The 23621-nt window shown below is 66.5% G+C and carries 22 protein-coding genes; 11 read left to right on the top strand and 11 right to left on the bottom strand.

Annotation, left to right across the window (positions count from 1 at the left end; genetic code table 11):
* Positions 1-3: 3 nt before the first annotated feature.
* From AC1DR1_RS17700 to AC1DR1_RS17680, 5 genes are all read left to right on the top strand, one after another.
* Positions 4-1128, top strand: coding sequence for a cupin domain-containing protein (locus tag AC1DR1_RS17700; protein ID WP_476992991.1), 1125 nt, complete (start codon positions 4-6; stop codon positions 1126-1128).
* The gene (locus AC1DR1_RS17695; RefSeq protein WP_476966769.1) at positions 1125-1946 is read left to right on the top strand and encodes a fumarylacetoacetate hydrolase family protein; all 822 of its coding nucleotides are present in this window, start codon (positions 1125-1127) and stop codon (positions 1944-1946) included. Before AC1DR1_RS17700 ends, AC1DR1_RS17695 begins: the two co-directional genes overlap by 4 nt.
* Positions 1946-2704 (top strand): maleylpyruvate isomerase family mycothiol-dependent enzyme, encoded by a 759-nt coding sequence (locus AC1DR1_RS17690; protein ID WP_476992990.1) that lies wholly within the window; start codon positions 1946-1948, stop codon positions 2702-2704. Before AC1DR1_RS17695 ends, AC1DR1_RS17690 begins: the two co-directional genes overlap by 1 nt.
* A gap of 215 nt (positions 2705-2919) precedes the next feature.
* Positions 2920-4299 (top strand): MFS transporter, encoded by a 1380-nt coding sequence (locus AC1DR1_RS17685; protein ID WP_229992393.1) that lies wholly within the window; start codon positions 2920-2922, stop codon positions 4297-4299.
* A 27-nt stretch (positions 4300-4326) separates the two neighbouring features.
* A complete protein-coding gene (locus AC1DR1_RS17680; protein WP_229992394.1) occupies positions 4327-5103 on the top strand; it encodes an SDR family NAD(P)-dependent oxidoreductase in 777 nt (258 codons plus the stop codon).
* Between the two features lie 35 nt (positions 5104-5138).
* Here AC1DR1_RS17680 and AC1DR1_RS17675 read toward each other — a convergent pair whose 3' ends face one another.
* The 7 genes from AC1DR1_RS17675 to AC1DR1_RS17645 all read right to left on the bottom strand — a co-directional run bounded on the left by AC1DR1_RS17675 (position 5139) and on the right by AC1DR1_RS17645 (position 12185).
* Positions 5139-6590: an MFS transporter gene (locus AC1DR1_RS17675; protein ID WP_476992989.1), complete on the bottom strand. Its 1452-nt coding sequence runs from the start codon at positions 6588-6590 to the stop codon at positions 5139-5141.
* 87 nt (positions 6591-6677) lie between these two features.
* A complete protein-coding gene (locus AC1DR1_RS17670) occupies positions 6678-7151 on the bottom strand; it encodes a MarR family winged helix-turn-helix transcriptional regulator (RefSeq protein WP_229992396.1) in 474 nt (157 codons plus the stop codon).
* A gap of 5 nt (positions 7152-7156) precedes the next feature.
* Positions 7157-7771, bottom strand: a complete 615-nt coding sequence (locus AC1DR1_RS17665; protein ID WP_229992397.1) for a TetR/AcrR family transcriptional regulator — start codon at positions 7769-7771, stop codon at positions 7157-7159.
* 28 nt (positions 7772-7799) lie between these two features.
* Entirely contained in the window at positions 7800-9044 is a 1245-nt protein-coding gene (locus tag AC1DR1_RS17660) for an NAD(P)/FAD-dependent oxidoreductase (RefSeq protein ID WP_229992398.1), read from the bottom strand.
* On the bottom strand, positions 9041-9235 hold the full coding sequence (locus AC1DR1_RS17655; RefSeq protein ID WP_229992399.1) for a ferredoxin: 195 nt from the start codon (positions 9233-9235) through the stop codon (positions 9041-9043). The genes AC1DR1_RS17660 and AC1DR1_RS17655 overlap by 4 nt, the downstream gene beginning before the upstream one ends.
* Positions 9232-10404: a cytochrome P450 gene (locus AC1DR1_RS17650; RefSeq protein WP_229992400.1), complete on the bottom strand. Its 1173-nt coding sequence runs from the start codon at positions 10402-10404 to the stop codon at positions 9232-9234. Before AC1DR1_RS17650 ends, AC1DR1_RS17655 begins: the two co-directional genes overlap by 4 nt.
* Entirely contained in the window at positions 10401-12185 is a 1785-nt protein-coding gene (locus AC1DR1_RS17645; protein WP_476992988.1) for an MFS transporter, read from the bottom strand. Before AC1DR1_RS17645 ends, AC1DR1_RS17650 begins: the two co-directional genes overlap by 4 nt.
* A gap of 316 nt (positions 12186-12501) precedes the next feature.
* Here AC1DR1_RS17645 and AC1DR1_RS17640 point away from each other — a divergent pair, with 316 nt between their 5' ends.
* The 6 genes from AC1DR1_RS17640 to AC1DR1_RS17615 all read left to right on the top strand — a co-directional run bounded on the left by AC1DR1_RS17640 (position 12502) and on the right by AC1DR1_RS17615 (position 19351).
* Entirely contained in the window at positions 12502-13512 is a 1011-nt protein-coding gene (locus AC1DR1_RS17640) for a phosphotriesterase family protein (RefSeq protein ID WP_229992402.1), read from the top strand.
* Between the two features lie 50 nt (positions 13513-13562).
* A complete protein-coding gene (locus AC1DR1_RS17635; RefSeq protein ID WP_229992403.1) occupies positions 13563-14516 on the top strand; it encodes a phosphotriesterase family protein in 954 nt (317 codons plus the stop codon).
* Positions 14517-14588: 72 nt separating this feature from the next.
* Positions 14589-15716, top strand: coding sequence for an FAD-dependent monooxygenase (locus AC1DR1_RS17630; RefSeq protein WP_229992404.1), 1128 nt, complete (start codon positions 14589-14591; stop codon positions 15714-15716).
* Between the two features lie 5 nt (positions 15717-15721).
* Entirely contained in the window at positions 15722-16654 is a 933-nt protein-coding gene (locus AC1DR1_RS17625) for an alpha/beta hydrolase (RefSeq protein ID WP_364743138.1), read from the top strand.
* The gene (locus AC1DR1_RS17620) at positions 16651-17619 is read left to right on the top strand and encodes an MBL fold metallo-hydrolase (protein WP_229992406.1); all 969 of its coding nucleotides are present in this window, start codon (positions 16651-16653) and stop codon (positions 17617-17619) included. Before AC1DR1_RS17625 ends, AC1DR1_RS17620 begins: the two co-directional genes overlap by 4 nt.
* Positions 17612-19351 carry a CocE/NonD family hydrolase gene (locus AC1DR1_RS17615; protein WP_229992407.1) on the top strand — a complete coding sequence of 580 codons (1740 nt, stop codon included), beginning with the start codon at positions 17612-17614 and terminating at the stop codon, positions 19349-19351. Before AC1DR1_RS17620 ends, AC1DR1_RS17615 begins: the two co-directional genes overlap by 8 nt.
* Before the next feature lie 62 nt (positions 19352-19413).
* Here the strand turns inward: AC1DR1_RS17615 and AC1DR1_RS17610 are convergent, their stop codons facing one another.
* The 4 genes from AC1DR1_RS17610 to AC1DR1_RS17595 all read right to left on the bottom strand — a co-directional run bounded on the left by AC1DR1_RS17610 (position 19414) and on the right by AC1DR1_RS17595 (position 23554).
* The gene (locus AC1DR1_RS17610) at positions 19414-19971 is read right to left on the bottom strand and encodes a TetR/AcrR family transcriptional regulator (protein WP_476992987.1); all 558 of its coding nucleotides are present in this window, start codon (positions 19969-19971) and stop codon (positions 19414-19416) included.
* Positions 19972-20157: 186 nt separating this feature from the next.
* Positions 20158-22548 (bottom strand): ATP-binding cassette domain-containing protein, encoded by a 2391-nt coding sequence (locus AC1DR1_RS17605; RefSeq protein ID WP_229992409.1) that lies wholly within the window; start codon positions 22546-22548, stop codon positions 20158-20160.
* A gap of 140 nt (positions 22549-22688) precedes the next feature.
* On the bottom strand, positions 22689-23108 hold the full coding sequence (locus AC1DR1_RS17600; protein WP_229992410.1) for a VOC family protein: 420 nt from the start codon (positions 23106-23108) through the stop codon (positions 22689-22691).
* Positions 23105-23554 carry a helix-turn-helix transcriptional regulator gene (locus tag AC1DR1_RS17595; protein WP_476966763.1) on the bottom strand — a complete coding sequence of 150 codons (450 nt, stop codon included), beginning with the start codon at positions 23552-23554 and terminating at the stop codon, positions 23105-23107. The genes AC1DR1_RS17600 and AC1DR1_RS17595 overlap by 4 nt, the downstream gene beginning before the upstream one ends.
* Between the last annotated feature and the right edge of the window lie 67 nt (positions 23555-23621).

The following is a 23621-nucleotide window of genomic DNA, read 5'->3' as shown; positions in this document are numbered from 1 at the left end:
GGCATGATCGAGAACACGACTCACGAATCAGTGGCCGCGGGGCACACTGCTCCGGAGCCGACGCCCGAAGAGGCTGCCCAGCTCAAGGAGCTGTACCGGGATTTTGACCGGGAGAACCTGATCCCGCTGTGGACCGAGATCGCGGATTTGATGCCGATGGTCCCGACCCCGAAGGCGGTCCCCCACGTCTGGCGGTGGAGCGACCTGTACCCGCTGGCGGCCCGTGCCGGGGATCTGGTCCCGGTGGGGCGGGGCGGGGAGCGCCGGGCCATTGCCCTGGCCAACCCGGGCCTGGCTGGTACGCCGTACGCGACGCCCACGCTGTGGGCGGCCATCCAGTACCTCGGCGCCCGTGAAACCGCGCCGGAACACCGGCACTCGCAGAACGCGTTCCGGTTCGTCGTCGAGGGCGAAGGGGTCTGGACTGTGGTGAACGGKGACCCGGTGCGGATGTCSCGCGGCGACTTCCTGCTGACCCCGGGCTGGAACTTCCACGGCCACCACAACGACACCGATGAGCCGATGGCCTGGATCGACGGCCTGGATATCCCGTTCGTGCACTACGCCGACGCCGGSTTCTTCGAGTTCGGCACCGAGCGCGTCACCGATGAGGCCACCCCGGACATCTCCCGCTCCGAGCGGCTCTGGGCCCACCCGGGCCTGCGCCCGCTCTCCGGCCTGGACGACRCCACGAGCTCCCCCATCGCGGCGTACCGCTGGGAATACACGGACCGCGCACTGGCCGAGCAGCTGCTGCTGGARGACGAGGGCCACCCGGCCACCGTGTCCCAGGGCCACGCCGCCGTCCGCTACACCAACCCCACCACGGGCGGGGATGTGATGCCGACCATCCGGGCCGAATTCCACCGCCTCCGCGCCGGCGCCGCSACCGAGACCCTCCGCGAGGTCGGCTCCAGCGTCTGGCAGGTCTTCGARGGSWCCGGCTCCGTGGTCCTGAACGGCGAAACCAGGACCCTGGCGAAGGGCGACCTCTTCGTCGTCCCGTCCTGGGCMGCCTGGTCMYTGCAGGCYGAGACCGGGTTCGATCTCTTCCGCTTCAGTGACGCCCCCATTTTCGAACGACTGAACTTCAACCGCACCTACCTCGAAGGACGCAAGAACGCATGAGACTCCTCACCCTCCGCACCCAAACCGGCACCAAGGCCGTGCGCCAGGACGGCGACACCCTGACCGAGATCGACGGCTTCGCCGACGTCGGAGAGCTGCTCCGCACCGCGGACTGGGARGCSACCGCGAAGGCAGCCAAAGGCGCCACGCACCCGCTCGAGGGCGCCAACCTYGACGCCGTCGTGCCCTCCCCCGGCAAGATCATCTGCGTGGGCCACAACTACCGCAACCACATCAAGGAAATGGGCCGGGAAGTCCCCGAGTTCCCCACCCTGTTCGCCAAGTACCAGGAATCCCTGATCGGCCCGAACGATGATCTGGCCCTGCCGCAGGAATCCGGCACCGTCGACTGGGAATCCGAACTCGCCGTCGTCATCGGCAAGAAGGGCCGCCGGATCAGCGAAGCCGACGCCGCGGAGCACATCGCCGGCTACGCCGTGCTCAACGACGTGTCCATGCGCGACTACCAGTTCCGCACCATCCAGTGGCTGCAGGGCAAGACCTGGGAAAAGTCCACCCCCTTCGGCCCCGCGCTGGTCACCAAGGACGAGTTCAGCGGCGGCCTCATGACCACCGCGGTCGACGGCGAAGTGCAGCAGCAGACCCCGACCAACGACGTCGTCTTCACCCCGGAGTTCCTGGTCTCCTACATCTCCACCATCATCACGCTGAACCCGGGCGACGTCATCGCCACCGGCACYCCGGGAGGCGTGGGCCACGCCCAGGACCCSAAGCGCTACCTGCAGGAAGGCCAGATCCTCGTCACCACCATCGAGGGCCTGGGCCAGCTGAAGAACCGCGTGGTCAAGGAAGCCTGATGGTTGCCCGCCAGGACCAGACGACGGACCCGGAGCTGCTTGCGGCCCTGCTGCAGGCACGCCGGGGCACGGCGTTCTTCGCCCGCAAGCTCAACGAGCTCTCCGACGCGGAGCTCGACGGCGATTCGCTGCTGCCGGGCTGGACCCGACGCCACATCACCGCGCACATCGGCTACAACGCCCGGGCGATCGCGCGGCTCATCGAGTGGGCGGCCACCGGCGTGGAGACCCCGATGTACGCCTCCACCGCGGTCCGCGACCACGAGATCGACTTCGGGGCAACCCTGAGYCCGATCGCGCTGCGGCACCTGTTCGACCACTCCGCCGTGCACCTGAACGTCGAATGGCGGGACCTGCCCGGGGACGCCTGGCACCACAAAGTCCGCACCATCCAGGGCCGGGAAGTGCCTGCCACCGAAACGGTCTGGATGCGCAGCCGGGAAGTCTGGATGCACGCCGTGGACCTGGCCAACGGCGCCAGCTTCACCGACATCCCGGTTCCCGTGCTGGAGCGGCTCCTGAAGGACATCACCGGCGCCTGGAAGGCCCGCGGCACCGATGCGGACCTCGTGGTCAAGGTAACGGACCGCGGCCTCACATTCGGGGACACGACGTCGGCGTCCCCTACCGTGGTCTCCGGACCGCTCGCGACCGTCGTCGAATGGGCCGCCGGCCGCGGCAACGGCGGCGTCACCGCCAGCGGGTCCGGCGCTGAAGCCGGCAACGGCAAGGTTCCGGCCGCACCGAAGTGGATCTGAGCCCCACGGATTCCAGCAGCAGACCGGAAAAGCCCCCTCACCCGAGGGGGCTTTTCCGGTTTAAATACCGCAGGGACCGCCGGCTACTTTCCATCCCGGTAACCATCTGCATGTGCGATTACTCAGTGTGGTGACTATTGCGGAGCAGAGTGGTAAACATGAGCTGTTCCGCTGAGGAACCCCGGCGGGGCTCGTTTCTCACAGCGAGGTGAACCATGACTTCCATCAATCCTGCCAATCATCTCGACGAACTCGGCCAGCGCACGCTGCGCAGGGCGCGCCGCCGCATCATGCCACTGATCGTCCTGCTCTACTTCATTGCGTACCTGGACCGGAACAATGTCGGCTTCGCGAAGCTGACCATGAGCGAGGACATTGGCCTGAGCGCATCGGCATACGGCCTCGGCGCGGGCATCTTCTTCCTCGGCTACGCGCTGCTGGAAATCCCGAGCAACGCCGGAATGTACCGGTTCGGCGCCCGCAAATGGATCGCCCGGATCCTCATCTCATGGGGCATCTTTGCGACCGCCATGTGCCTGGTGAACGGCGAAACCAGCTTCTACATCGTCCGGTTCCTGCTCGGTGCCGCCGAGGCAGGGTTCTTCCCCGCCATCCTCTTCTACCTGACGCTGTGGTTCCCGGCCGCCCAGCGCGTCACGGTGCTGGGGATCTTCATCCTGGCGCAGCCGGTGTCCAATGCCCTTGGCGCTCCGGTTTCGGGCCTGCTGCTGCAGATGGACGGCATTCTTGGCCTGCAGGGGTGGCAGTGGCTTTACATCGTTGAGGGCATCCCCGCCATCATCCTCGGGATTCTGACCCCGGTCCTGATGACCGACCGCCCCAGCCAGGCGCATTGGCTGGCCGACGATGAGCGCGAATGGCTGACCAGGACCATGGACGATGAGCTGGCCCACAAGCAGAAGGGGCAGCCCCATCATTTCCTGGCCGGCCTCAAGGACCCCCGGACCATTGCCTACGCAGCGCTGTACTTCGGGCTGGTCTGCGGTATCTACGGCCTCGGGCTGTGGATGCCGACGATCGTTGCCGCACTCGGGGACTTCAGCACCACGCAGGTCGGTTTTATCGTTGCCATCCCCTACACGATTGCGGCGATCTTTGTGTACTTCTGGGGCAAGCGCTCGGACCGTACCGGTAACCGGGTCTTGCACGCGACCCTGAGCATGATCATGGCGGCCATCGGTCTCTTGGCTGCCGGCTACCTGGTCGAGGTCAACGCGATCCTGGCACTGATGGCCCTGACGCTGGCGGCCATGGGCATTTACTCCGCTATTGCCCCGTTCCTGGCCATGCCCGCGACTGCCCTGGTCGGTGCTGCGGCAGCAGCCGGTCTGGCCATGGTGAATTCGCTCGGTAATCTGGGCGGGTTCGTGGCTCCCTACGCCGTGGGGCTGCTAAATGACGCCTCGGGCGATAACCGTTCCGGCCTCGTGTTCCTGTCGGCCTGCCTCGGCATCACGGCCGTCGCGACCTATCTCTACGCACGCAAGCGCCCGGAGGGACATGTGAAGCCCGGTACGCCCTCCACGGTCGGGGAAGAAGCTGTAGCTTCCGACGACTTCGACATCCAGAACTGACAATCAGGCGACGAAGGGCTAAGGGACATGACTCAGCAAAAAGCGTTTCCGGTGAAGCGGACCGCCGTGCTGACCGGCGCGGCCTCTCCCCGCGGCATCGGACGGGCGACGGCGGAAATGCTCGCCAGCGGAGGCTGGGCGGTTGCGATCCTGGATGTCGACGGCGACGCAGCCCGGAACGCAGCGGAGGAAATCACCGCCGTTTACGGTGTCCAGGCGATTGGCGTGGGCGCGGACGTCTCCGACCCGGAGGCCGTCAACGCCGCCATTGACGAGGTTGAATCCACCCTGCCGCCGATCGTTGGCCTGGCCAACCTGGCAGGTATCAGCTCACCCACGGAGTTCATGGACGAGACGCTCGGGGCGTGGGAGCGGGTGTTCAAAATCAACATGACCGGCACGTTCCTGGTATCCCAGCGGGTGCTCAAGGGCATGATCGAGCGGAAGCTAGGAAGGATCGTGAGCGTCTCGTCCATCTCCGCCCAGCGCGGAGGCGGCACCTACTCCAAGGTGGCTTACAGTGCCTCGAAAGCTGCCATCATCGGTTTCACACGGGCTCTGGCCCGGGAAATGGGCCAGCACGGAATCACCGTCAACTGCGTGGCTCCCGGCCCCGTGGACACGGACATCATGGGTGGAACACTCACGGATGAGCGAAAAGCCGCCATGGCTGCCGACATCCTGGTGGGCCGGGTGGGAACCGTACGGGACATCGCCGCGCTGATGGTGTTCCTGCTGGGCGAGGATGCCGGCTTCATCACGGCCGCGACGTATGACATTAACGGAGGACTGCAGATTTCCTGACCCTTGCGAACTGAGTCATCTGCGCAAGACGGGGCTCAGCCCAGGTGGACGATCGGGGCGTCGCCGTCGGTGCCTGTGAACTTCTTGCGGTCGATGTTGATGAGCAGCAGGGCAATCGGAGCGATCAGGATCGCAACACCTGCGGCCCAGAGGAACACCTTGGCGTAGCCGTCTGAGAGGGCCGCCAGTGAGACACCGCCGGCCGCGGCCGCGATGGTGCTGAAGAGAGCGATGCCGAGGGAGCCGCCGATCTGCTGCGAGGCGTTGACCAAGGCGCTGGCCACACCGGAATCATCCTTGTCCACGCCGAACAGCGCCAGGTTCTGCATCGGCACGAACACCATGCCAAGCCCGACACCCAGGAGAAGGAGCGCGGGCAGCATGTTGACGAGGTAGAGGCCCTCGGCGCTGACCTGCGTGAGCCAGAGCATCGCCGCCGCCATGAAGACCGGACCCGCGGCCGTCGGGATCTTTGCACCCAGCTTCGGCAGGTTCTTCGCGACAACCCCCGCCGTGATGATCAGTGCCACCGTCATGGGCAGGGAAGCAAGCCCGGCGAGGAACGGGGCGAAGCCAAGCACAATCTGGATGTAGAAGTTGATGAACAGAATGCCGCCGATCAGGACCGCGCCGGACAGGAACGAGGCCAGGAACGCCGCTCCGCGGTTGCGCTCGGTGGCCACGCGCAGCGGCAGGAGCGGGTGCTTGACGGTGGCCTCGACCAGGACGAAGAGTGCCATGAGTACGACGCCGGCTGCAATGAATCCCCAGGCTTCGGGGGCATCCCAGCCGTGCTCCGCATTGGTGAAGCCGTAGACGAGGGACCCCAAACCCAGGGCGGCCAGGACGACGCCGGGCCAGTCATATTTGGTGGACCCCTGGGCCTTGCTTTCGCTGACCAGAGACCACACGCCGGCGAGGGCGATGGCGGCGATCGGCACGTTCACGAAGAAGCACCAGCGCCAGCTCGCGTGTTCGGTCAGGAAACCTCCCAGCAGGACGCCGACGGCGGCACCGACGCCAGTGATGGAGCCGAAGATCGCGAACGCCGTGCCGCGGTCCTTTCCGCCCGGAAAGGCGACGTTCAGCAGCGCCAGGGCGGCGGGGGCCAGCAGCGCAGCGAACACGCCCTGCAGGGCGCGCGCACCGATCAGTTCCCAGGGCTGTTGCGCGATGCCGCTGAGCAGAGACGCGACCGCGAAACCTGCGGCGGCCACGAGGAAGGTCCGTTTCCGGCCCCAGAAGTCCGCGATCCGGCCTCCGAGCAGCAGGAAGGCGCCGAAGGCCAGTGCGTAGGCCGTGACCACCCAGGAACGCGCCGAGTCACTGATCCCCATCTCGATCTGGAGACGCGGCAGTGCCAGGTTCACGATCGTGCCGTCCAGGACCACCATGAACTGTGCGAGGGCCAGGAATACCAGCGCCCACCAGCTGCTGCTGGGCCTGCTCCCCTGCTTTGTCCCTGCATCTGCTAGCTGTGTTGCCATATCAAAATCCACCCTTCAAGTATTAATACTTACAAAAGTATAACTACTTCGCATGAGTTCGTAGGCAGGGCGTGGAGGTGATGTGCGCTACTCGGGCTCGGCGATGATCGAGGCGAGGCGCTGCAGGGCCGGCAGGCTGGCGGCGATTTGCTCGCGCTCTTCGGGCAGCAGCCGGGAACTCGCCGACTCCAGCGCTTCCGCCCAGGCGCCCTCAAGGAGGGTCTTGATCCGCTGGGACTCCGCCGTGGGGTGGAGGGCGACGTACCGCTTGTCGGCTGCGTCGCGGGTGCGGGTGACAAGGCCCGCGGCGACCAGCTCCCGGAGCTGGACGCTGACGTTGCTGAACTGCCGCCCGAGACGCGAGGCAACGTCCGCAACGGTGATGCCGGGGTGGTTCTCGATGACCCGGAGGATTTCCAGCACGCCATTGGACAGCGGCCGGACGCCGGTGTCATTGTGCGATTTCCGGCGGATATCGGAGGAAATGTCGATCACCGAGACGGCCAGGGACCGGTGGTCCACAGCCTTCGCCGGTACTTCGGCTGCGCCCATACTTTCCATCCGGTTCAGCCTTCGTCGCAGAGCAGGTGGTACCAGTTGTCGGCGAGCACCTCGAGTGCGTGGTCGCGGTTTGGTTCAAACTTCCGTCGTGTCCAGAGCGTGGCGACGTAGTCGAGCGAGGTGAACGCGAGAGTGCCGCGAATGTGGCGCGTCTCCTCCGAGAAGCGACTTGCCAGCTCCATTCCGCGCACGAGATCGGAGATGACCTCCTCATGCCATCCCTCGACCAGGGCGCGCACCTCGCGATCAACGGCGGCTGCCTCCTCGAGCACGTCGAGGTACGGGCGGAAGACTGGCCAGAGCGCCGCCCGCGACTCCAGCCAGGCCAGGATGCCCGGCAGCTCGCCTGCGCGCACGACGTCGACGAGCTCGGCCGCGGTCGATCCCCGTTCGGGGCCGTCCGCGCGGTCCAGCACAGCGTTGACGCGCGCCATGAAGTCCCGCATCAGGTCGCTGCGCGAGGGGTAGTAGGCGTAAAAAGTCACCCGGGTGGTTCCTGCCGCAGCGGCAATCTCATCGATCGTCGTCGCGGCGTAGCCCTTCTCGGTGAAGAGTTCAAGTGCCCGTTCGACGATCACGTCGCGGGTCAGCTGCTTCTGGGCCTCTCGCAACGACGACATGGATCAATCCTAACGGTGTTGTGCGGCGTCAGACACGAGCTGGCGCCGCCGGACGCACCGCGGCCGGACCGACGTCGGCCAGCCGGCGCAGTTTGGGGATGGGGATCCGGTAGTTGATCGCGACGGCGGTGCCTGAACCGTCCATGTTGTCCCAGCGCAGCAGCATCGAATCCGCACTCTCGCCGGGCTCGCAGAAATCGGGAGTCCCGACAACCGGCGCGAAGCCCACCGACTTGAGCGACAGGCCGAAGCCCTCTGTCCAGAAGTACGGCTGGAAGTCGAACTCGGGCGCCGCGTCACCCTTGAGCAGGCCGACGGCGGCGATCTTGGCCTGGTCGATGGCGCTGGTCCAGAGGGGCACCCGTTCCACCCCTCGACGGGTCGGGAAGAACGCCACGTCGCCGGCGGCGACGATGTCCGGCCGGAGCCTGCCGCGCGAGTCGACACGCAGCTGCCCGTCGACGAGGAGGTTCGAGCCAGCCAGCCAGCCGATGTTTGGCTCGTCGCCGATAGCGGTGACCACAAGGTCCGCCTCCAGTTCGGTGCCGTCGGCAAGGACGACTTTTGCCCCGGTACCGTGATCGAGAAGACGGGCCTTCCCACCGCCAACCACCCGCAGTCCGCGCCGGACGGCGGCGGAGGTGAAGATGTCGGCCAGATGGTCGCCAAGCTGACGCGAGAGCGGCTTGACGTCGGAGACGAGGGTGACCTCGCAGCCCACGTGCAGGCAACCGGACGCGACCTCAACGCCGAGCGGTCCGCCGCCGACCACAATAACTGACGGGCGCGATGCGGCCAGCTCTTTGAGCAGGATCGCATCCTCGATGGTGCGCAGGGTGAGCTCCCGGAGGGAGCCGTCCTGTCGCGGTCCAGCTGCTCCTTGCCCCGGGGCGAGGCGCTTCGCCCGGGAACCGGAAGCGATGACGAGGCCGTCATACGGCAGCTCATCGCCCCCGTCCAGGCGAACCAGCCGGGCGTCAACGTCCAGGCCCGTGGCGCTGACTCCGAGCAGCTCGGTTGCTTCGTGGGTCGGCTCGGGGAGCACATGGGCCTGGAGTACATCGTCGCTTTTCCCATCGACGCTGTTCCCATCAACACTGTCCCCATCAACACTGTGCAGCAGCGCCTTGGAGAGGGCTGGCCGGCTGTAGGGATGGTGGCGCTCGGCGCCCACAACAGTGAGCTCACCATCGAAGCCGGCCGAGCGCAGCGAGTCGCAGGCCGTGAGCCCGGCGATGCCGTTGCCAACCACCACTATCCTGCGCATCGTCATGCCGCGGCCAACCGCAGCGCGGCAACCGGGCAGACCCTTACCGCCGCCTTCGCGGCGTCCAGGTCAGCCCCTTCCGCGTCCGGAACGTCGATTACCAGCTCGCCGTCGTCGTCGAGGTGCATCAGCCGGGGAGCGGCCTCTTCGCAGAGGCCGTGTCCCTCGCAGCGCGGCCGGTCGAGTTGGATCCTCATGCTGCCACCACCTTGGTGACCTGGAGCAACTCGAGGCTCCGCGTGATGTTGCTCGGCTCCCGGACTTCATCGGAAATCGTCAGCGTTTTCACCCTGCGGGCAAGGGCCTCAATGATCGCATGGGCTTCAAGTTTCGCCAGGCCTTGGCCGGCGCAGCCGTGCGGTCCATAGCCGAAGGACAGGTGGTCCACCGGGTTGCGCATCACGTCGAAGGTGTCGGGATTCTCGTAGTGCCGCGGGTCCCGGTTGCCGGCGCCGAAGAGGATGCCCACCTGCGCCCCGGCAGGAATCGTGGCTCCGTCGATTTCCACGTCGCGGGTTGCCCTGCGGCCCCAGATGTGGACCGGTGCCCAGTAGCGCAGCACTTCGGCGAACGCCGCGGGGACGAGTTCCGGGTTCTCCCGGACCAGCCCGAACTGCCCGGGGTGGTGGCCGAACAGCGCAATGATGTTCCCGATTGACGCGATTGTCGTGTCGACGCCCGCTCCCAGGTACTGGTGGATGATGTGCCCCGCAGAGCCTTGGGGAATGTCGCCGCGTGTCTCGGCGTCGAAGATTCCGCGGCCGATTGAGCCGGGTGTGAGGTCGTCGGCGGTGACCGACGAGCACCAGCCGTAGAGCTCGCCGGCGATCGGGAAGCTCTCCTGCGTGCGCTGGTTCAGCGGGCCGATGACCTGCATCGCGGCCTGGCCCCAGCGCAGCATGTTGTCCTTGACGTGTCCGCTGAAGCCAATGAGGTCGGCAACGATTTCGATCGGGAAGGCCCGGGCCAGGGAGTCGATGGCCTCAAAGCTGCCGCTGGCGGCGAGCTCGGCGACGAGCTGGTCCGCCTTTTCGTCGATGACGACCTTCAGGCCGCGGAGTGCGCGGGGGGTGAGGTTCTGTGACAGCGTGGCCCGGAGCTGCGTGTGAATGGGCGGGTCGGAGGCAAGCGAGGTGCCCTGCAGCGCCTCGTTCACCATCGGGTTGAAGCCGATGCTGGTCGACGAGAAGGTCTCCGGATCACCGAGTGCGTCACGGATAACGTCGTAGCGCGTTAGGACGTACAGCTCGTTCTTGGGAAGGTGCACCACTGCGGCCTGCTCGCGGAGCGAGGCATACGTGGGGTAGGGGTCGACCAGGACGTCGTCGGCCCAGATGTCGATGCCGGATTCGGTGGGTGCAGTCACGGTGTTCTCCTTGCGGATTGTGGGTTGTGGGTAGTGGGTAGTGACGTGTAGCCGTCAGTCTCAGACGGCCACTTCAGCGGTGGCCTCTGTCGTCTCTGCGATGGCGTCGGGGGTGGGCGCCGAAGAACGAGCGGAGATGAAGAGGGTGAGGAGGGCGGAGGCTGTTGCCGCGATGGCAGCGACGAGGTAGACCGTTTGGAAGCCCTGGCCGAGCGAGGCTCCGGCCACGCCCTGTATCTGCTGCTGCGCGGCGGTGAGGGCCTGAACCATGCCGTCGACAGCAGGGGCGGGCGCGCCCCCGGCCAGTGCCTGGCCGGAGAACTGGGCGATGACGCCGTCCCAGCCCGAGAGATAGCCCAGGGGCGGCACGTGGGAGAGCCGGCGACTGCGTTGGCGGGCAGCCCCGCCCCGCCGAGGATCCCGCCGAGGGGGCCCGCGAAGGCTGAGGCGCCGATGCTGAACGCGATGGCCGAGCCGATGACCGGGCCAAGGGCGAAGCCAAGGTCCCGCAGCAGGTTCGTCGTCGCCGACGCCATGCCGATGTGCTGCGGCGGGACGGTGTTGATCGCCACGGAAGTGATGGAGCCAACTGTGAGCGCGAATCCGATGCCCAGCAGCAGAAGTGGCGGAATGAAGGCCGTCCACGGGGTACCGCCGAAGGCCTCCGGCGCGCCCAGGGAGAACGTCGAGAGCCAAAAGCCGGAGATGGCCATGAAGGCGAAGCCCAAGGTGAGCACCCAGCGCGGCGCTATGTGGTGGATGAGCCACCCCACCACGGGGATGAAGGCGAACGCGGGGCCCTGGATGAAGACGAACAGCACCCCGACCTTCCAGGTCTCGGCCAGGGCAAGGCCGCCGACGGCGACGCTGGTGCTGAAGCAGATCGCGAGGAAGGCAAACATGCCGGTGACCGCGACGACGCCTGTGATCGAGTAGGCGCTGTTCTTGAACAGGGAAAGGTGGATGAGCGGCTGTTTGGTCCGCGTCTCGATGACGAGGAAGAGGACCAAAAGGATGCCGCCGATGACGTAGCTAACGACGACATCCGAAGCGCCGAAGCCCGCATCGACCGCCTGAACCGTCGCAAAAAGCACGGCGATGAGGCCGAGCGCGAGGGTGAACTGGCCGGGCAGGTCGAGTTTGCGTCCCTCCGCGGCCGCGGAGTCCTTCGCCCGGAGCGCGACGATGAGAACGCCCACGGCGACGGCGGCCGCAACGAAGTAGGCGACACGCCAGCCGCTGAACACGTTCGGCGTGCCAGCCGCAGCGCCTGGCACGGTGAAGAACTGGGCCGTGAGGCCGGCGAGCAGGGGGGAGATCACCGCGCCGAGCGACAGGAACCCGGCCCAGGTGGCAATGACCCGGGCCCGCGCCCGGTGGTCCGGGGTGATCGCCGCGATCATGGACAGCGAAATGGGGAAGAGGATGCCCGCCCCGATGCCGCCGACGGCCTGCGCGGTGATCATCATCTCGGTTGTCGGCGCCAGCGCAGCAAGGACGGAGCCGACGATGCTGACCCCGGCGCCGATGTACAGAAGCTTCTTGCGTCCGAACAGGTCACCCAGGAGCCCCCAGCTGAGCTCGAACACGACGATACCCATCAAGAACATGCCCGCGATCCAGGTCAGGCCCGCGCCCGAGGTATGGAATTCCGCGGCGAAGGTGCCGCTGAGGGCACCCGGCAGGGCGTTGGTGATCTGCGCGAGTGTGACCGCGCTGTAGGCGGCCACGAACGTCGCTCGTACTGAGCCTCGGCTCGACACCGTGGTGGTCTGACTCATCGATGAAACTCCTTTGTTTCCGGTCGATTCTCCGGTGGTGCGCCGTTGCTGGTGCCCTACCGGGTAAGTGCCGGTAGGCCGGAGGTAGATGTGGCGCTCCCCACAGTGTGGTGCCAAGGTTTACATGATGTCAAGAGCACTTACGCAACGTTGGTTTCATAAGCACACCGATGCTCAGCTGCCGTACGGCCTGCAAATTTCCTTGACATCATGTAAAGAAATATGTGAGGCTGACTGCACCGCAAGGGAGCGACGGCACGGTCGAACTCCGCGGCACCCCTGCATTGCAGCACTCGATCCTCAAGGGAGAAGCCAAGTGAGCCACACCACACCCGCCGATACCGGTGACGCGTTCCACGCCCCCGCCGGGCAAACCGTCAACACGGTCTTGGGTCCCGTCCCTGCCTCGGAACTGGGCGTTGTGGCGCTCCATGAGGCTTTGTTGTCGGTGGTCCCGGGCGCCCAGTACGCACCGGAGATCTCCATGGACCGGGCGGAGATCTTCCAGGCCCTGGCCGCGAAACTCGAGGACTTCCGCGGGCACGGCGGGAAGACGATCGTGGACAGCACCGGCATGTTCCACGGCCGCGACCTCAAGCTCTACGAGGCACTGTCCCGCTCCACCGGCGTCCACATCGTCGCCTCCACGGGCCTGGGCCCGGAGGAAGAACTCGGCGGATACTTCCTGACGCCCCAGACCAACCCGCCCACCCCGTGGCCGGCCGAAAAGTTCAGTGATCTCTTCGGCAAGGAGGTCAAGGAGGGGATGGTGGTTCCCCGGGTCGAGCGCCGCGCCGCCGCTGGCATCATCGCCACCACCGCCGACCGCGCCGGTATGACGCCGACCGAGGAAAGCCTGTTTCGCGGCTCCGCCCGCGCTGCCAGGGACACCGGCGTCCCGGTCTCCATCCGCTTCGGCGCCGACGCCCTGCACGATCTGGACATCGTCCTGGACGAGCAGATCGGGGCCGACCGGGTGCTCGTCGGCGGCCTCGACCGCAAGGACGGCGCCGGCTCCGCCATGGAAGTGGCCGGCCGGGGAGCCTTCGTCGGCATCGACCACGTGGGCCTGAACGACCATGCGGACTACCTCACCGACCACGATCGCGCCGAACTGGTGCTCGAGCTCGTCAAGGCAGGCCATGCCGAAAGGATCATCCTTTCGGGCAACTCGATCGGCGTGGCCAAGGGTCTGCCGGAGTACAACCTGCCCTACAGCCACGTCCTGACCACCTTCATGCCTTTCCTCAAGGCCCACGGCCTGGGCGAGGAAGACGCCCGGCGCATCCTCGTGGACAACCCGCGCAACCTGCTGACCGTGCGCTAAGCACGCGGCGGCCCACACACAACAAGCTTTCGAACCCCGAGGTGAACGAAATGACCAAAGTCAACACCGTGCTGGGAACCATCCCGGCCGAAGAACTGGAAATCGTGGCGGTCCACGAACACATCGGCTACGGCATGCCCGGGTCCGAACTGGACACCAAGTGGTGGAAGTCTCCGGAGCAGGCCTACGAGGAAACCGTGCCGAAACTGCGGAAATTCCGCGAATACGGCGGCGGCACCTTCGTGGACGCCACGGGCATTTGCAACGGCCGCGACGTCGACTACTACAAGTCACTGTCCCGGAAGACGGGCGTGCACATCGTGGCCTGCACCGGCTTCGTCGGCGGCGACACCGCCCTGCCGCACTTCTCCCGTGCCACCGTGGAGTACCTCACGAAGGTGTTCATCCACGAGATCACCGTCGGCATCGGCACTACAGGCGCCAAGGCCGGCGTCATCAAGGTCGGTGTGAGCCGCGGCGGACGCATGACGGACCTGGACCAGCGGATCTACCGGGCCGCGGCCCGCGCCGCCGTCGTCACCGGCGCACCGGTCCTGACCCACCTGGCCATCGACCCCGAACCGGCGGTGAACATTTTCAACGAAGAGGGCCTCCCGCTGGACCGCGTGCTCTTTGGCCACGCCGACGACGGCCTGAACGCTCCGATCACTCCCCACGATTGGATCTACGAGCAGGGCGGCCGCATCGGCTTCGACACCTTCGGCTACGACCTCGAACTGCCCGATCCGCCGTTCTGGGGCCGCAAGCGCGCCGAACGCATGGAGCACTTCGTCCACCTCGTGAACAAGGGCTATGCGGACAAGCTCCTGGTCTCGGCCGACGCAAATTGCAGCCCACTGGGCTGGCCGGGAGTGAAGGGCCACACCATCAACTACATCTTCGAGGACATGATCCCCGACATGCGCGCAGCCGGAATCGACGACGCCACCCTCAAACTCCTGCTCGAGGACAACCCGGCCGACTTCCTGTCGCTTCACGCCTGACCCCGGACAATCCACCACACTCACCGTTCCCCAACACTTGGCCCGGGCCAAGCGTCAAGAAAGAGATGAACCATGAAGGCTGAAGACATCAAGAACCTCAACATCGCCATCGTCGGCGCGGGGTACGGCGGCGCCGCGGCGGCCAAAGCCCTGAGCCTGCTCGGTGCCGACGTCAACGTGTACGAACAGGCTTCCCAGATGCGGGAGGTCGGCGCCGGCATCGGGCTGCGTCCCGCCACCATGCACCGGTTCAGCCAATGGGGCATCTTTGACGCGATCGCGAAAGTAAGCTCGCCGAGCGACTACTTCGAAATCCTCACCGCCACGGGTGAGCCGATCATGAAGGACACCTGGCCGGAGTTCGGCGAGCAGACACAGACCCACCTCATCCACCGCGGCGACTTCATCGAGGCCCTGCTGGGCGTGCTGCCCGAGGGCATGGTGCACCTTGGCCACAAGCTGGAAACCATCGAGGACAAGGGCGGCCGCCCCGTCCTGACGTTCACCAACGGCAAGAGCGTCGAGGCCGACCTGGTGGTGGGCGCCGACGGCATCAAGTCCGTGGTGCGTGAGCAGCTCTTCAGCGACAAGGGTCCGGTGTTCTCGGGCGAACACGCCTACCGCGCTGTGATCTCCGCCGACGACGCCCACGGCATGGTGGTGGACGACAACCTGCGGATGTACATGGGCAGGGGCACGAAGGTCTACCTGCTGCCGCTGCGTCACCGCAACCAGATGTCGTTCGATATCACCGCACTGTGCCCGGACAGCACCTGGGCCCCCACGATCACGAAGGACGACCTCGTGGCGACAGTGGAGGGCTTCGACGAGCGGATTGTCAACATTGCCCGCGGCCTCGACATGGACACCGTGAACATCCGCGCCGTCTACGACATAGACCCGGTTAGCTCGTGGCACACGGACTCCGTCGTGGTCATGGGCGATGCGGCCCACTCGATGCTGCACCACCAGGGCCAGGGCGCGAACTCGGCCATCGAGGACGCCGGCGCGCTCGCCGATGCCCTTGCGGGGGCTGGCTCCGTCAAGGAGGCACTGGCCCTGTTCCAGGCAACCCGCAAGCCGGTAACGGACGAGCTGCAGCGTATCTCCCGCCAGGGCTGGTCCGAGGACGAGGTCAATGACGTCTTCCCGGGGCAAAAACCCACGTCCCAGAAGCCCGCCGCCGCATCGAAAGCGTGAACGCCATGACCATCCATCCCGAAATCGCCAAAATCCTCGGCACCCTGCCGGCACCGGACGGGTCGCCGCTCAACCCGGCGGCCATGCGCGCCGGGGAGGCTTCGCAGGTGCTCCCTCTCGAGGACCGGCTGCCGCTGTTCCTTGTCGAGGACGCCACGGCAGTGACGGCGTCGGGCGAGGTGCCCGTGCGGATCTACACGCCTGCCGAGGCGGACGCCTACGGCCTGCTGGTGTACTTCCACGGCGGCGCATTCTTCCTGGGCAGCCTGGACACCCACGACCACGTGGCACGGTCGCTGGCGAGGGAGACCGGCCACAAGGTCATCTCGGTCGGCTATCGCCTCGCCCCGGAGGCCGCGTTCCCGGCCGGCCTCGACGACTGCTACGGGGTGGTCCGGTGGGCCGCCGAGCAGGGTGCGAGCCTGGGCTGGGACGGGAAGAACCTGGCCATCGCCGGTGACAGCTCGGGTGGCAACTTCGTCGCGGCCGTCGCCGCGCAAGCACACGACGACGGGTTTGATCTCATCACGCACCAGGTCCTCTTCTACCCGTCCCTGGACCTGGACTTCGACGTCGACCGCTACGCCTCACTGCGGGAGAACGCTGAGGGGTACGGGCTGGAGACGGCGGGCCTTTTGCCGTTCAACTCCTTCTACCTCGGGAACGGGGCGGATCCGTCGGATCCCCTCGTCTCCCCCATCAAGCGCGAGGATCTCGCCGGCCTGCCACCGGCCCTGGTCATCACCGCGGAGTACGATCCCCTGCGCGATGAGGGCGAACTCTACGGCCAGCGACTGACGGAGGCCGGCGTGGACGCGACGGTCAGCCGTTACGCGGGGGCAAACCACGGCTTCGTCGCAAACTTCTCCTGGCTCCCGGAGTTCTACCGGGCGTTCGGTGAGACGGCCGCCTTCCTGGACGGGAACGCCGGGCAATGACGCCGGCAGTCGCTGTTCATCCCATCGTCTCGCCGTGGGGCCGGTTCGGTCTCTACAGCTTCTTCATCGACGCCCCGGAGCCCGCCATCGTGGACACTGGGATCGCATCCTCGCCCGCGGAAGGACTGGCGCCCGCGCTGGCGGCGATCGGCCGCCGGATCGAGGACGTCCGCTGGATCCTGCTGACTCACGGGCATATCGACCACGTCGGCGGTGCCCACGCCCTGTGGGAACTCACCGGACGGCGCGCGCAGGTCGTTATCCACGAGGCCGACGCGCCGCTGCTGCGCTCGCGAAGGGCGCACGTGGACGAATACGTCGCCGGCCGGGCGCAGTACCTGCACGACCCTGACGGTGAATCGAGGCTGTCGGCCGCCGCGGACGCGGTTATCTCCGGCGAGATGGAACCGACGTTGTTGGTGCGGGGCGGAGAGAGAATCTCCCTCGGTGGTGACGTCACCGTTTCCGTTCACTCAATCCCGGGACATACCCCCGGGTCGGTCGCCTATGTCATCGACGGGCAGGACGACGTGTTCGTCGGCGACGCCGTCCAGGTCCACGGCGCGGCCAACGGGTTCCCCGGTTTCGTGGACCCGGCCGGCTATCGCGCAGGCCTTCAGTACCTGCGTGAGGAGATCCGTCCGCAGCATCTCTACCTCGGGCACCCGTACCGCCGCGCGGACGGCACGCCGTATGGCGTCGAGCTCGACGCGGAACAGGCCAGGGAAGCGCTCCAGGCGAGCCAAGAGATCGAGGCCCGTGTCGGTGACGCGGCCTGCCGCTGCCTGGACGCCGGGCTGCAGGACACGGACTCGCCATACTCGCCCTTCGCCCGCGTTGCTGAAGAACTCGGCTACGCGGGGGACCCCAGCCTGGAGCCGTCCCCGTTCTTCACGACGCTCCACGGCTACCGCACAACCTTTGACCAAATGACCAAGCATGAGGAGCTACGCACCCATGGATGACCTAAAGATGCTGGATGCCGGCGGGGAAAAGATTGCTGTCCGCAAGGATCTCCGGGTCCCGATGCGGGACGGCGTCGAGCTCGCCGCGGACGCCTATCACGGTACTGAGGACAAGCCGCGGCCCGCCCTGGTGGCACTGAGCCCCTACGGCAAGGAGCTGCAGGCGCTGGCCCTCACCACCCCGCCGCAGCGGCGCCCCAGCCCCATGTGGGACGGCTGCATCGAGGCCGGGGACATCGCCCGCATCGTCAAGGAGGACTACGTCCACGTCATCGGCGACCTGCGCGGCTCCGGCCACTCCGGCGGCGAGCACATCGGCAATTACAACGCCGGCGGCGTCTCCCTGGGCCAGGACGCGTACGACTTCATCGAATGGGTCGCCGAGCAGCCGTGGTGCGACGGCAACGTCGGCATGGTCGGCATCTCCTACTTCGGCTCCATGCAGGTGCTGGCCGCGGCCGAGCGCCCGCCGCACCTGAAGGCGATCTTCGTCTCCGGCGGCCACTACGACTTTTACGAGACCACCTACCACGGCGGCGTCATGTGGTTCATGCCGCGCGCCGCCCGCGAGGGCCGCGGCGGCGACTCCGGCTGGGCGTTCACCGACGGCGTGAAGTCCCGCATGATCGAGAAGTACTCCCCCGATGAACTGAAGAAGCTGGTCCAGGAGCGGCTGCAGGATCCGGACGTGGCCGCCTGGCCGAACCTGGTCCATGTCCTGAACTACCCGAAGAATCATGAGGTCTGGTTCGACATCGTGATGAACGAGCTGGACGGGGACTGGTACGAGGAGCGCAACCCCGTCTCGCTGGCCCCGAACATCGACATCCCGGTCTGGCTGCAGCTCGACCAGGGCCGCGGCTGGACCTTGGATGGCACGATCGAGCTGTTCAATAAGCTGAAGGGCCCCAAGAAGCTGGACATCGGTCCCTACCCGCCGATGCAGTCGCGTCCCTTTATCGAGGAGCACGACAAGATGTTCCGGTGGTACGACTACTGGATCAAGGGCATCGACAACGGCGTCATGGACGAACCGGCCGTGAGCGTCTTTGTGGAGGGTTCCCGGGAGGTGGTGACCGCCGAGGCGTGGCCGCCGAAGGACATCGAGTACAAGTCCCTCTATCTGCGCCCGCGCCACACGCTGTCCGAACAGCCCGAGCCGATGGGGGCGGAGTACGCCGCCCCGGACGGCTTCTACCAGGCGCCGCTGACGGTGACGGACAAGGTGGAGATCATCAGCTGGTCCACCCCTGTCTTCGAGGAGGACACGGAGATGATCGGCGCCGGTGCCGCGCACATCTTCGCCGAGATCGACCAGCCGGACACCAACTTCATCCTGCGCCTGTGGGACTACGCTCCCAACGGCCCGCGCCAGCTGATCACCAGCGGCTACCTGAAGGCCTCGCACCGCGAACTCGACGAGCGAACCACCGAGGGCAACCCGTACCACGCGCACACCCGTTCCGTGCCGGTGGAGCCGGGGACGATCGAGGAGTACGTGCTGCGCCTCTATCCGTTCGCGAACACGTTCAAGCCGGGGCACAAGCTGACGGTGGAACTGTCCAACGGCGAGCCGCTGGCCGACGAGCACAATGCGCTGCTGCCGCCGGATGCCTTCCACCTGCCCGTGGGCCGGCCCGTCACCCATAAGATCTACCGCGACGCCGCCCACCAGTCCAGGCTGGTCCTGCCGTTCACCACACGCAAGGCGGCGGAAGACCAGGGGCACTGATGTCGTGGGGCACCTGAAAACGCCGGGGCGCAGTCAATAGACTGCGCCCCGGTGCTTCCTGCTCACTCAGCCAGCAGGAAGCACCAGTTCTCGACCATCAGATCCAGAGAAGTGTCGCGGTCTACGGTCCAACCGAGCCGCATCCAGCGCCGGGAAAAGAACTCCAGTTCTCCGAAGGCCAGCGTGCACCGGACACGGCGGCTGGGTGGGTCAAAACGCCCGGCCCGGTCCAGGCCGGCCTGCATGTCATCGATTGCCAGGTCGAACCACTGATCCAAAGCGGCCTGGATGTCCGGTTCGCTGGCCGCGGCCTGGTGCGCCGCCACCACATAGGGACGGATGTCGGCCCATTGGTCAAATTTCCGTGCAAGCCAGACCCTGATCAGCTTGCGGTCCCCGGATTCCACCACCGAATGCAGCGGCGGCACATCGGCATCGGTCAGTATCTCGTTGGACCGCTCGACGAGCGAGCGCATGAGCTGGGCCTTGGACGGAAAATGCGAATAGAAGGTTGCCCTGGTGGTGCCTACGGCAGCGGCAATGTCATCCACCGTGGTGGCGGCGAACCCCTTTTCCTCGAAAAGCTCCAGCCCCTTCTCGAGAAAAAGTCGGCGGGTCATCTGCTTTTGAGCTTCTCGAATGCTTGCCACGGCCCCAGATTAGTCCACATTCTCAGACCACGCTGGAATCCGCCGATACCGAATCGGTTGAGCAGCAGCGGCGGGCTGCCCGCAGTTCCGGGTGCCATCGGAGCGATCCGGTGGCACCCGGAGCCGCAACCGCGGCCGCGGCAATGACCGGGCGGGTCACGAACGGACGTAGGCCGCCAGGTGCTGGCCGGTGAGCGTGGCGCGGGCAGCGACGAGGTCGGCGGGGGTGCCCTCGAAAACAAGCCTGCCGCCGTCGTGGCCGGCACCGGGGCCGAGGTCGATGATCCAGTCGGCGTGCGCCATGACCGCCTGGTGGTGCTCGATGACGATAACCGACTTGCCGGAGTCGACGAGCCGGTCCAGGAGGCCCAGCAGGTTCTGGACGTCGGCGAGGTGCAGGCCGGTGGTGGGCTCGTCGAGGACGTAGATGTCACCCTTCTCTGCCATCTGGGTGGCGAGCTTGACGCGCTGCCGCTCACCGCCGGATAGCGTGGTGAGCGGCTGGCCGAGGGTGAGGTAGCCGAGCCCGACGTCCACGAGCCGGTCGAGGATCTTGTGGGCCGCCGGCGTGCGGGCTTCCCCTTCGCCAAAGAACACCTCGGCCTCGGTCATCGACATTGCCAGCACTTCGGCGATGTTGTAGCCGCCCAGCCTGTACTCCAGCACCGAGGCCTGGAATCGCTTGCCCTCGCAGTCCTCGCAGATGGACTCGACGGTGGCCATGACACCGAGTTCGGTGAAGATGACACCCGCGCCGTTGCAGGTGGGGCAGGCGCCTTCCGAGTTGGAGCTGAACAGCGCCGGCTTCACGCCGTTGGCCTTCGCGAATGCCTTGCGGATCGGCTCGAGGAGGCCCGTGTACGTCGCGGGGTTGCTGCGGCGCGACCCCTTGATGGCACCCTGGTCGATTACCACCACACCGTCGCGTCCGTCCACCGAGCCGTGGATCAGCGAGCTCTTCCCTGAGCCGGCGACGCCGGTGACCACGCAGAGCACGCCGAGCGGGATGTCGACATCCACACCCTGGAGATTGTTGGTGGAGGCACCACGGACCTCCAGTGCGCCCGAGGACGGGCGTACCGATTCCTTTACCGCGGCCCGGTCGTCGAGATGGCGGCCGGTGATGGTGTCACTCCCCCGCAGCCCCTCCACGCTTCCCTCGAAGCAGACACTGCCGCCCTCGGTGCCTGCGCCGGGACCGAGGTCAACGACGTGGTCGGCTATCGCGATGGTCTCCGGCTTGTGCTCGACGACAAGCACGGTGTTGCCCTTGTCGCGCAGCTGCAGCAGCAGCTGGTTCATCCGCTCGATGTCGTGCGGGTGCAGGCCGATCGTCGGCTCGTCAAAGACGTAGGTGATATCTGTGAGGGACGAGCCCAGGTGCCGGATCATCTTTGTGCGCTGGGCCTCTCCCCCGGACAGCGTGCCCGCCGGCCGGTCCAGGGAGAGGTAACCCAGCCCGATTTCGGCGAACGAGTCGAGCAGGTGCCGCAAGCCGTTCAGGAGCGGCGCGACCGAAGGCGCATCGAGCTCGCGGACCCACGCGGCCAGGTCGCTGATCTGCATCACGCAGAGGTCGGCGATGTTCTTGCCCTGGATCTTCGAGGACCGGGCCTCCCGGCTGAGCCGCGTGCCGTCGCACTCCGGGCAGGCCTGAAACGTGATGGCGCGCTCCACGAAGGCCCGGACGTGGGGCTGCATCGCCTCGACGTCCTTGGACAGCATGGACTTCTGGATCTTCGGGATCAGCCCCTCATACGTCAGGTTGATGCCCTCAACCTTGATCTTGGTCGGTTCCTTGTAGAGCAGGTCGTGCATTTCCCTTTTGGTGAACTTCGCGATCGGCTTGTCCATGTCGAAGCCGGCGCCGCTGAAGATGCGGCCGTACCAGCCGTCCATGCTGTAGCCGGGGATTGTCAGGGCACCGCCAGCGAGCGACTTGGAGTCGTCGTAGAGCGCAGTGAGGTCGAAGTCGGAGACCGAGCCCATGCCCTCGCAGCGCGGACACATGCCGCCCAGGTAAACCGCGTCGTGCACCACATTCTTCTCGACCCGGCCGCTTTTCTCGGTGCTCATCACGCCGCTTGCCTTCCGCGTCGGGACGTTGAAGGAAAACGCCGTGGGGGGTCCCACGTGCGGTGATCCCAGCCGGCTGAAGAGGATGCGCAGCATGGCGTTGGCATCGGTGACGGTGCCGACGGTGGACCGGGGGTTGGCGCCCATCCGCTCCTGGTCGACGATGATCGCCGTCGTCAATCCCTCGAGGTGGTCCACCTCCGGCCGCGACAACGTCGGCATGAAGCCCTGCACGAAGGCGCTGTAGGTCTCGTTGATCATCCGCTGCGACTCTGCGGCGATCGTGGCGAACACCAGGGAGCTCTTGCCCGAGCCGGAGACGCCGGTGAACACCGTCAGCCGGCGCTTCGGGATCTCGATGCTGACGTCCTTGAGGTTGTTCTCGCGCGCGCCCTGCACGCTGATCAAATCGTGGGTGTCAGCAACATGCTGCGCAGGCGACTGCGTGTCCGCCCCGGTGGCCATGCTCATGGTGTCTCCATCTGTTTGCGGGGCCGCCTGCGCGGACTCCCTCAGCGTCGCTTTGCTCTATCTAACCAGCTTCCGGCTCTGTGCCTTCTTGTCCCGCGTCCGCCTTGCCCGCGTCCGCCTTGCCCGCGTCCGCGGACGGCTCAGAGCGGCTGCTGGATGCGGATCAGGTTGCCCGCGGGATCGCGGAAGGCACAGTCGCGGACCCCGTAGGGCTGCTCTGTCGGCTCCTGGACCACCTCGGCGCCGCTGGCCTGGAGCCGTTCGAAGGTGGCGTCGACGTCCTTGGTGGCCAGGAGGATGCGGGCGTAGGTGCCCTTGGCCATCATCTCGTCGATGATGCGGCGCTCGTCGTCGGTGATACCGGGGTCGGCGGCCGGCGGCTCCAGGACGATGGCCGTGCCCGGCTGGTCGGCCGGGCCGACCGTGATCCAGCGCATCCCGCCGTATCCGACGTCGTTGCGGACCTCGAAACCGAGTGTGTCGCGATAGAAGGCGACGGCGGCGTCGGGATCGTTGTGTGGGAGGAAACTCGCGTGAATGTTGATGTCCATRAAATTCATGCTAGCTGCGCTTCGGGGGCCGGCACTTCTCGATTCCTGACCGGTCTGGTGACCTGTTTCGCCACGCAGGACGGCATCCCCGCGGTCGCGCGCGCCGCCTCGCGCCGGTAGACGCTGGGCGGTACGCCGACCAGTTCGGTGAAACGGGTACTGAAGGTGCCCAGCGACGAGCAGCCGACCGTGAAGCAGACCTCGGTGACGCTCAGGTCGCCGCGGCGCAGCAACGCCATGGCGCGCTCGATGCGCCGCGTCATCAGATAGCTGTACGGTGACTCGCCGTACGCGAGGCGGAACTCGCGGCTGAGGTGCCCGGCGGACATGTGCACACCGCGGGCGAGGGCCTCGACGTCGAGCGGTTGCGCGTACTCCCGGTCCATCCGGTCACGGACGCGGCGTAGCAGCGCGAGGTCGCGCAAGTGCTGCGCCGGGTCGGGTTTGCTGGTCACATGTGAGATGGTGCTACTTCGCGCCGAAGTTGTCCACCCCGGCCGTGGTCCCAAATCTCAAGTCGTT

The organism is Arthrobacter sp. P4_F10 (genome assembly GCF_056401435.1).
This window is presented reverse-complemented; position numbering and strand designations above follow the sequence as displayed.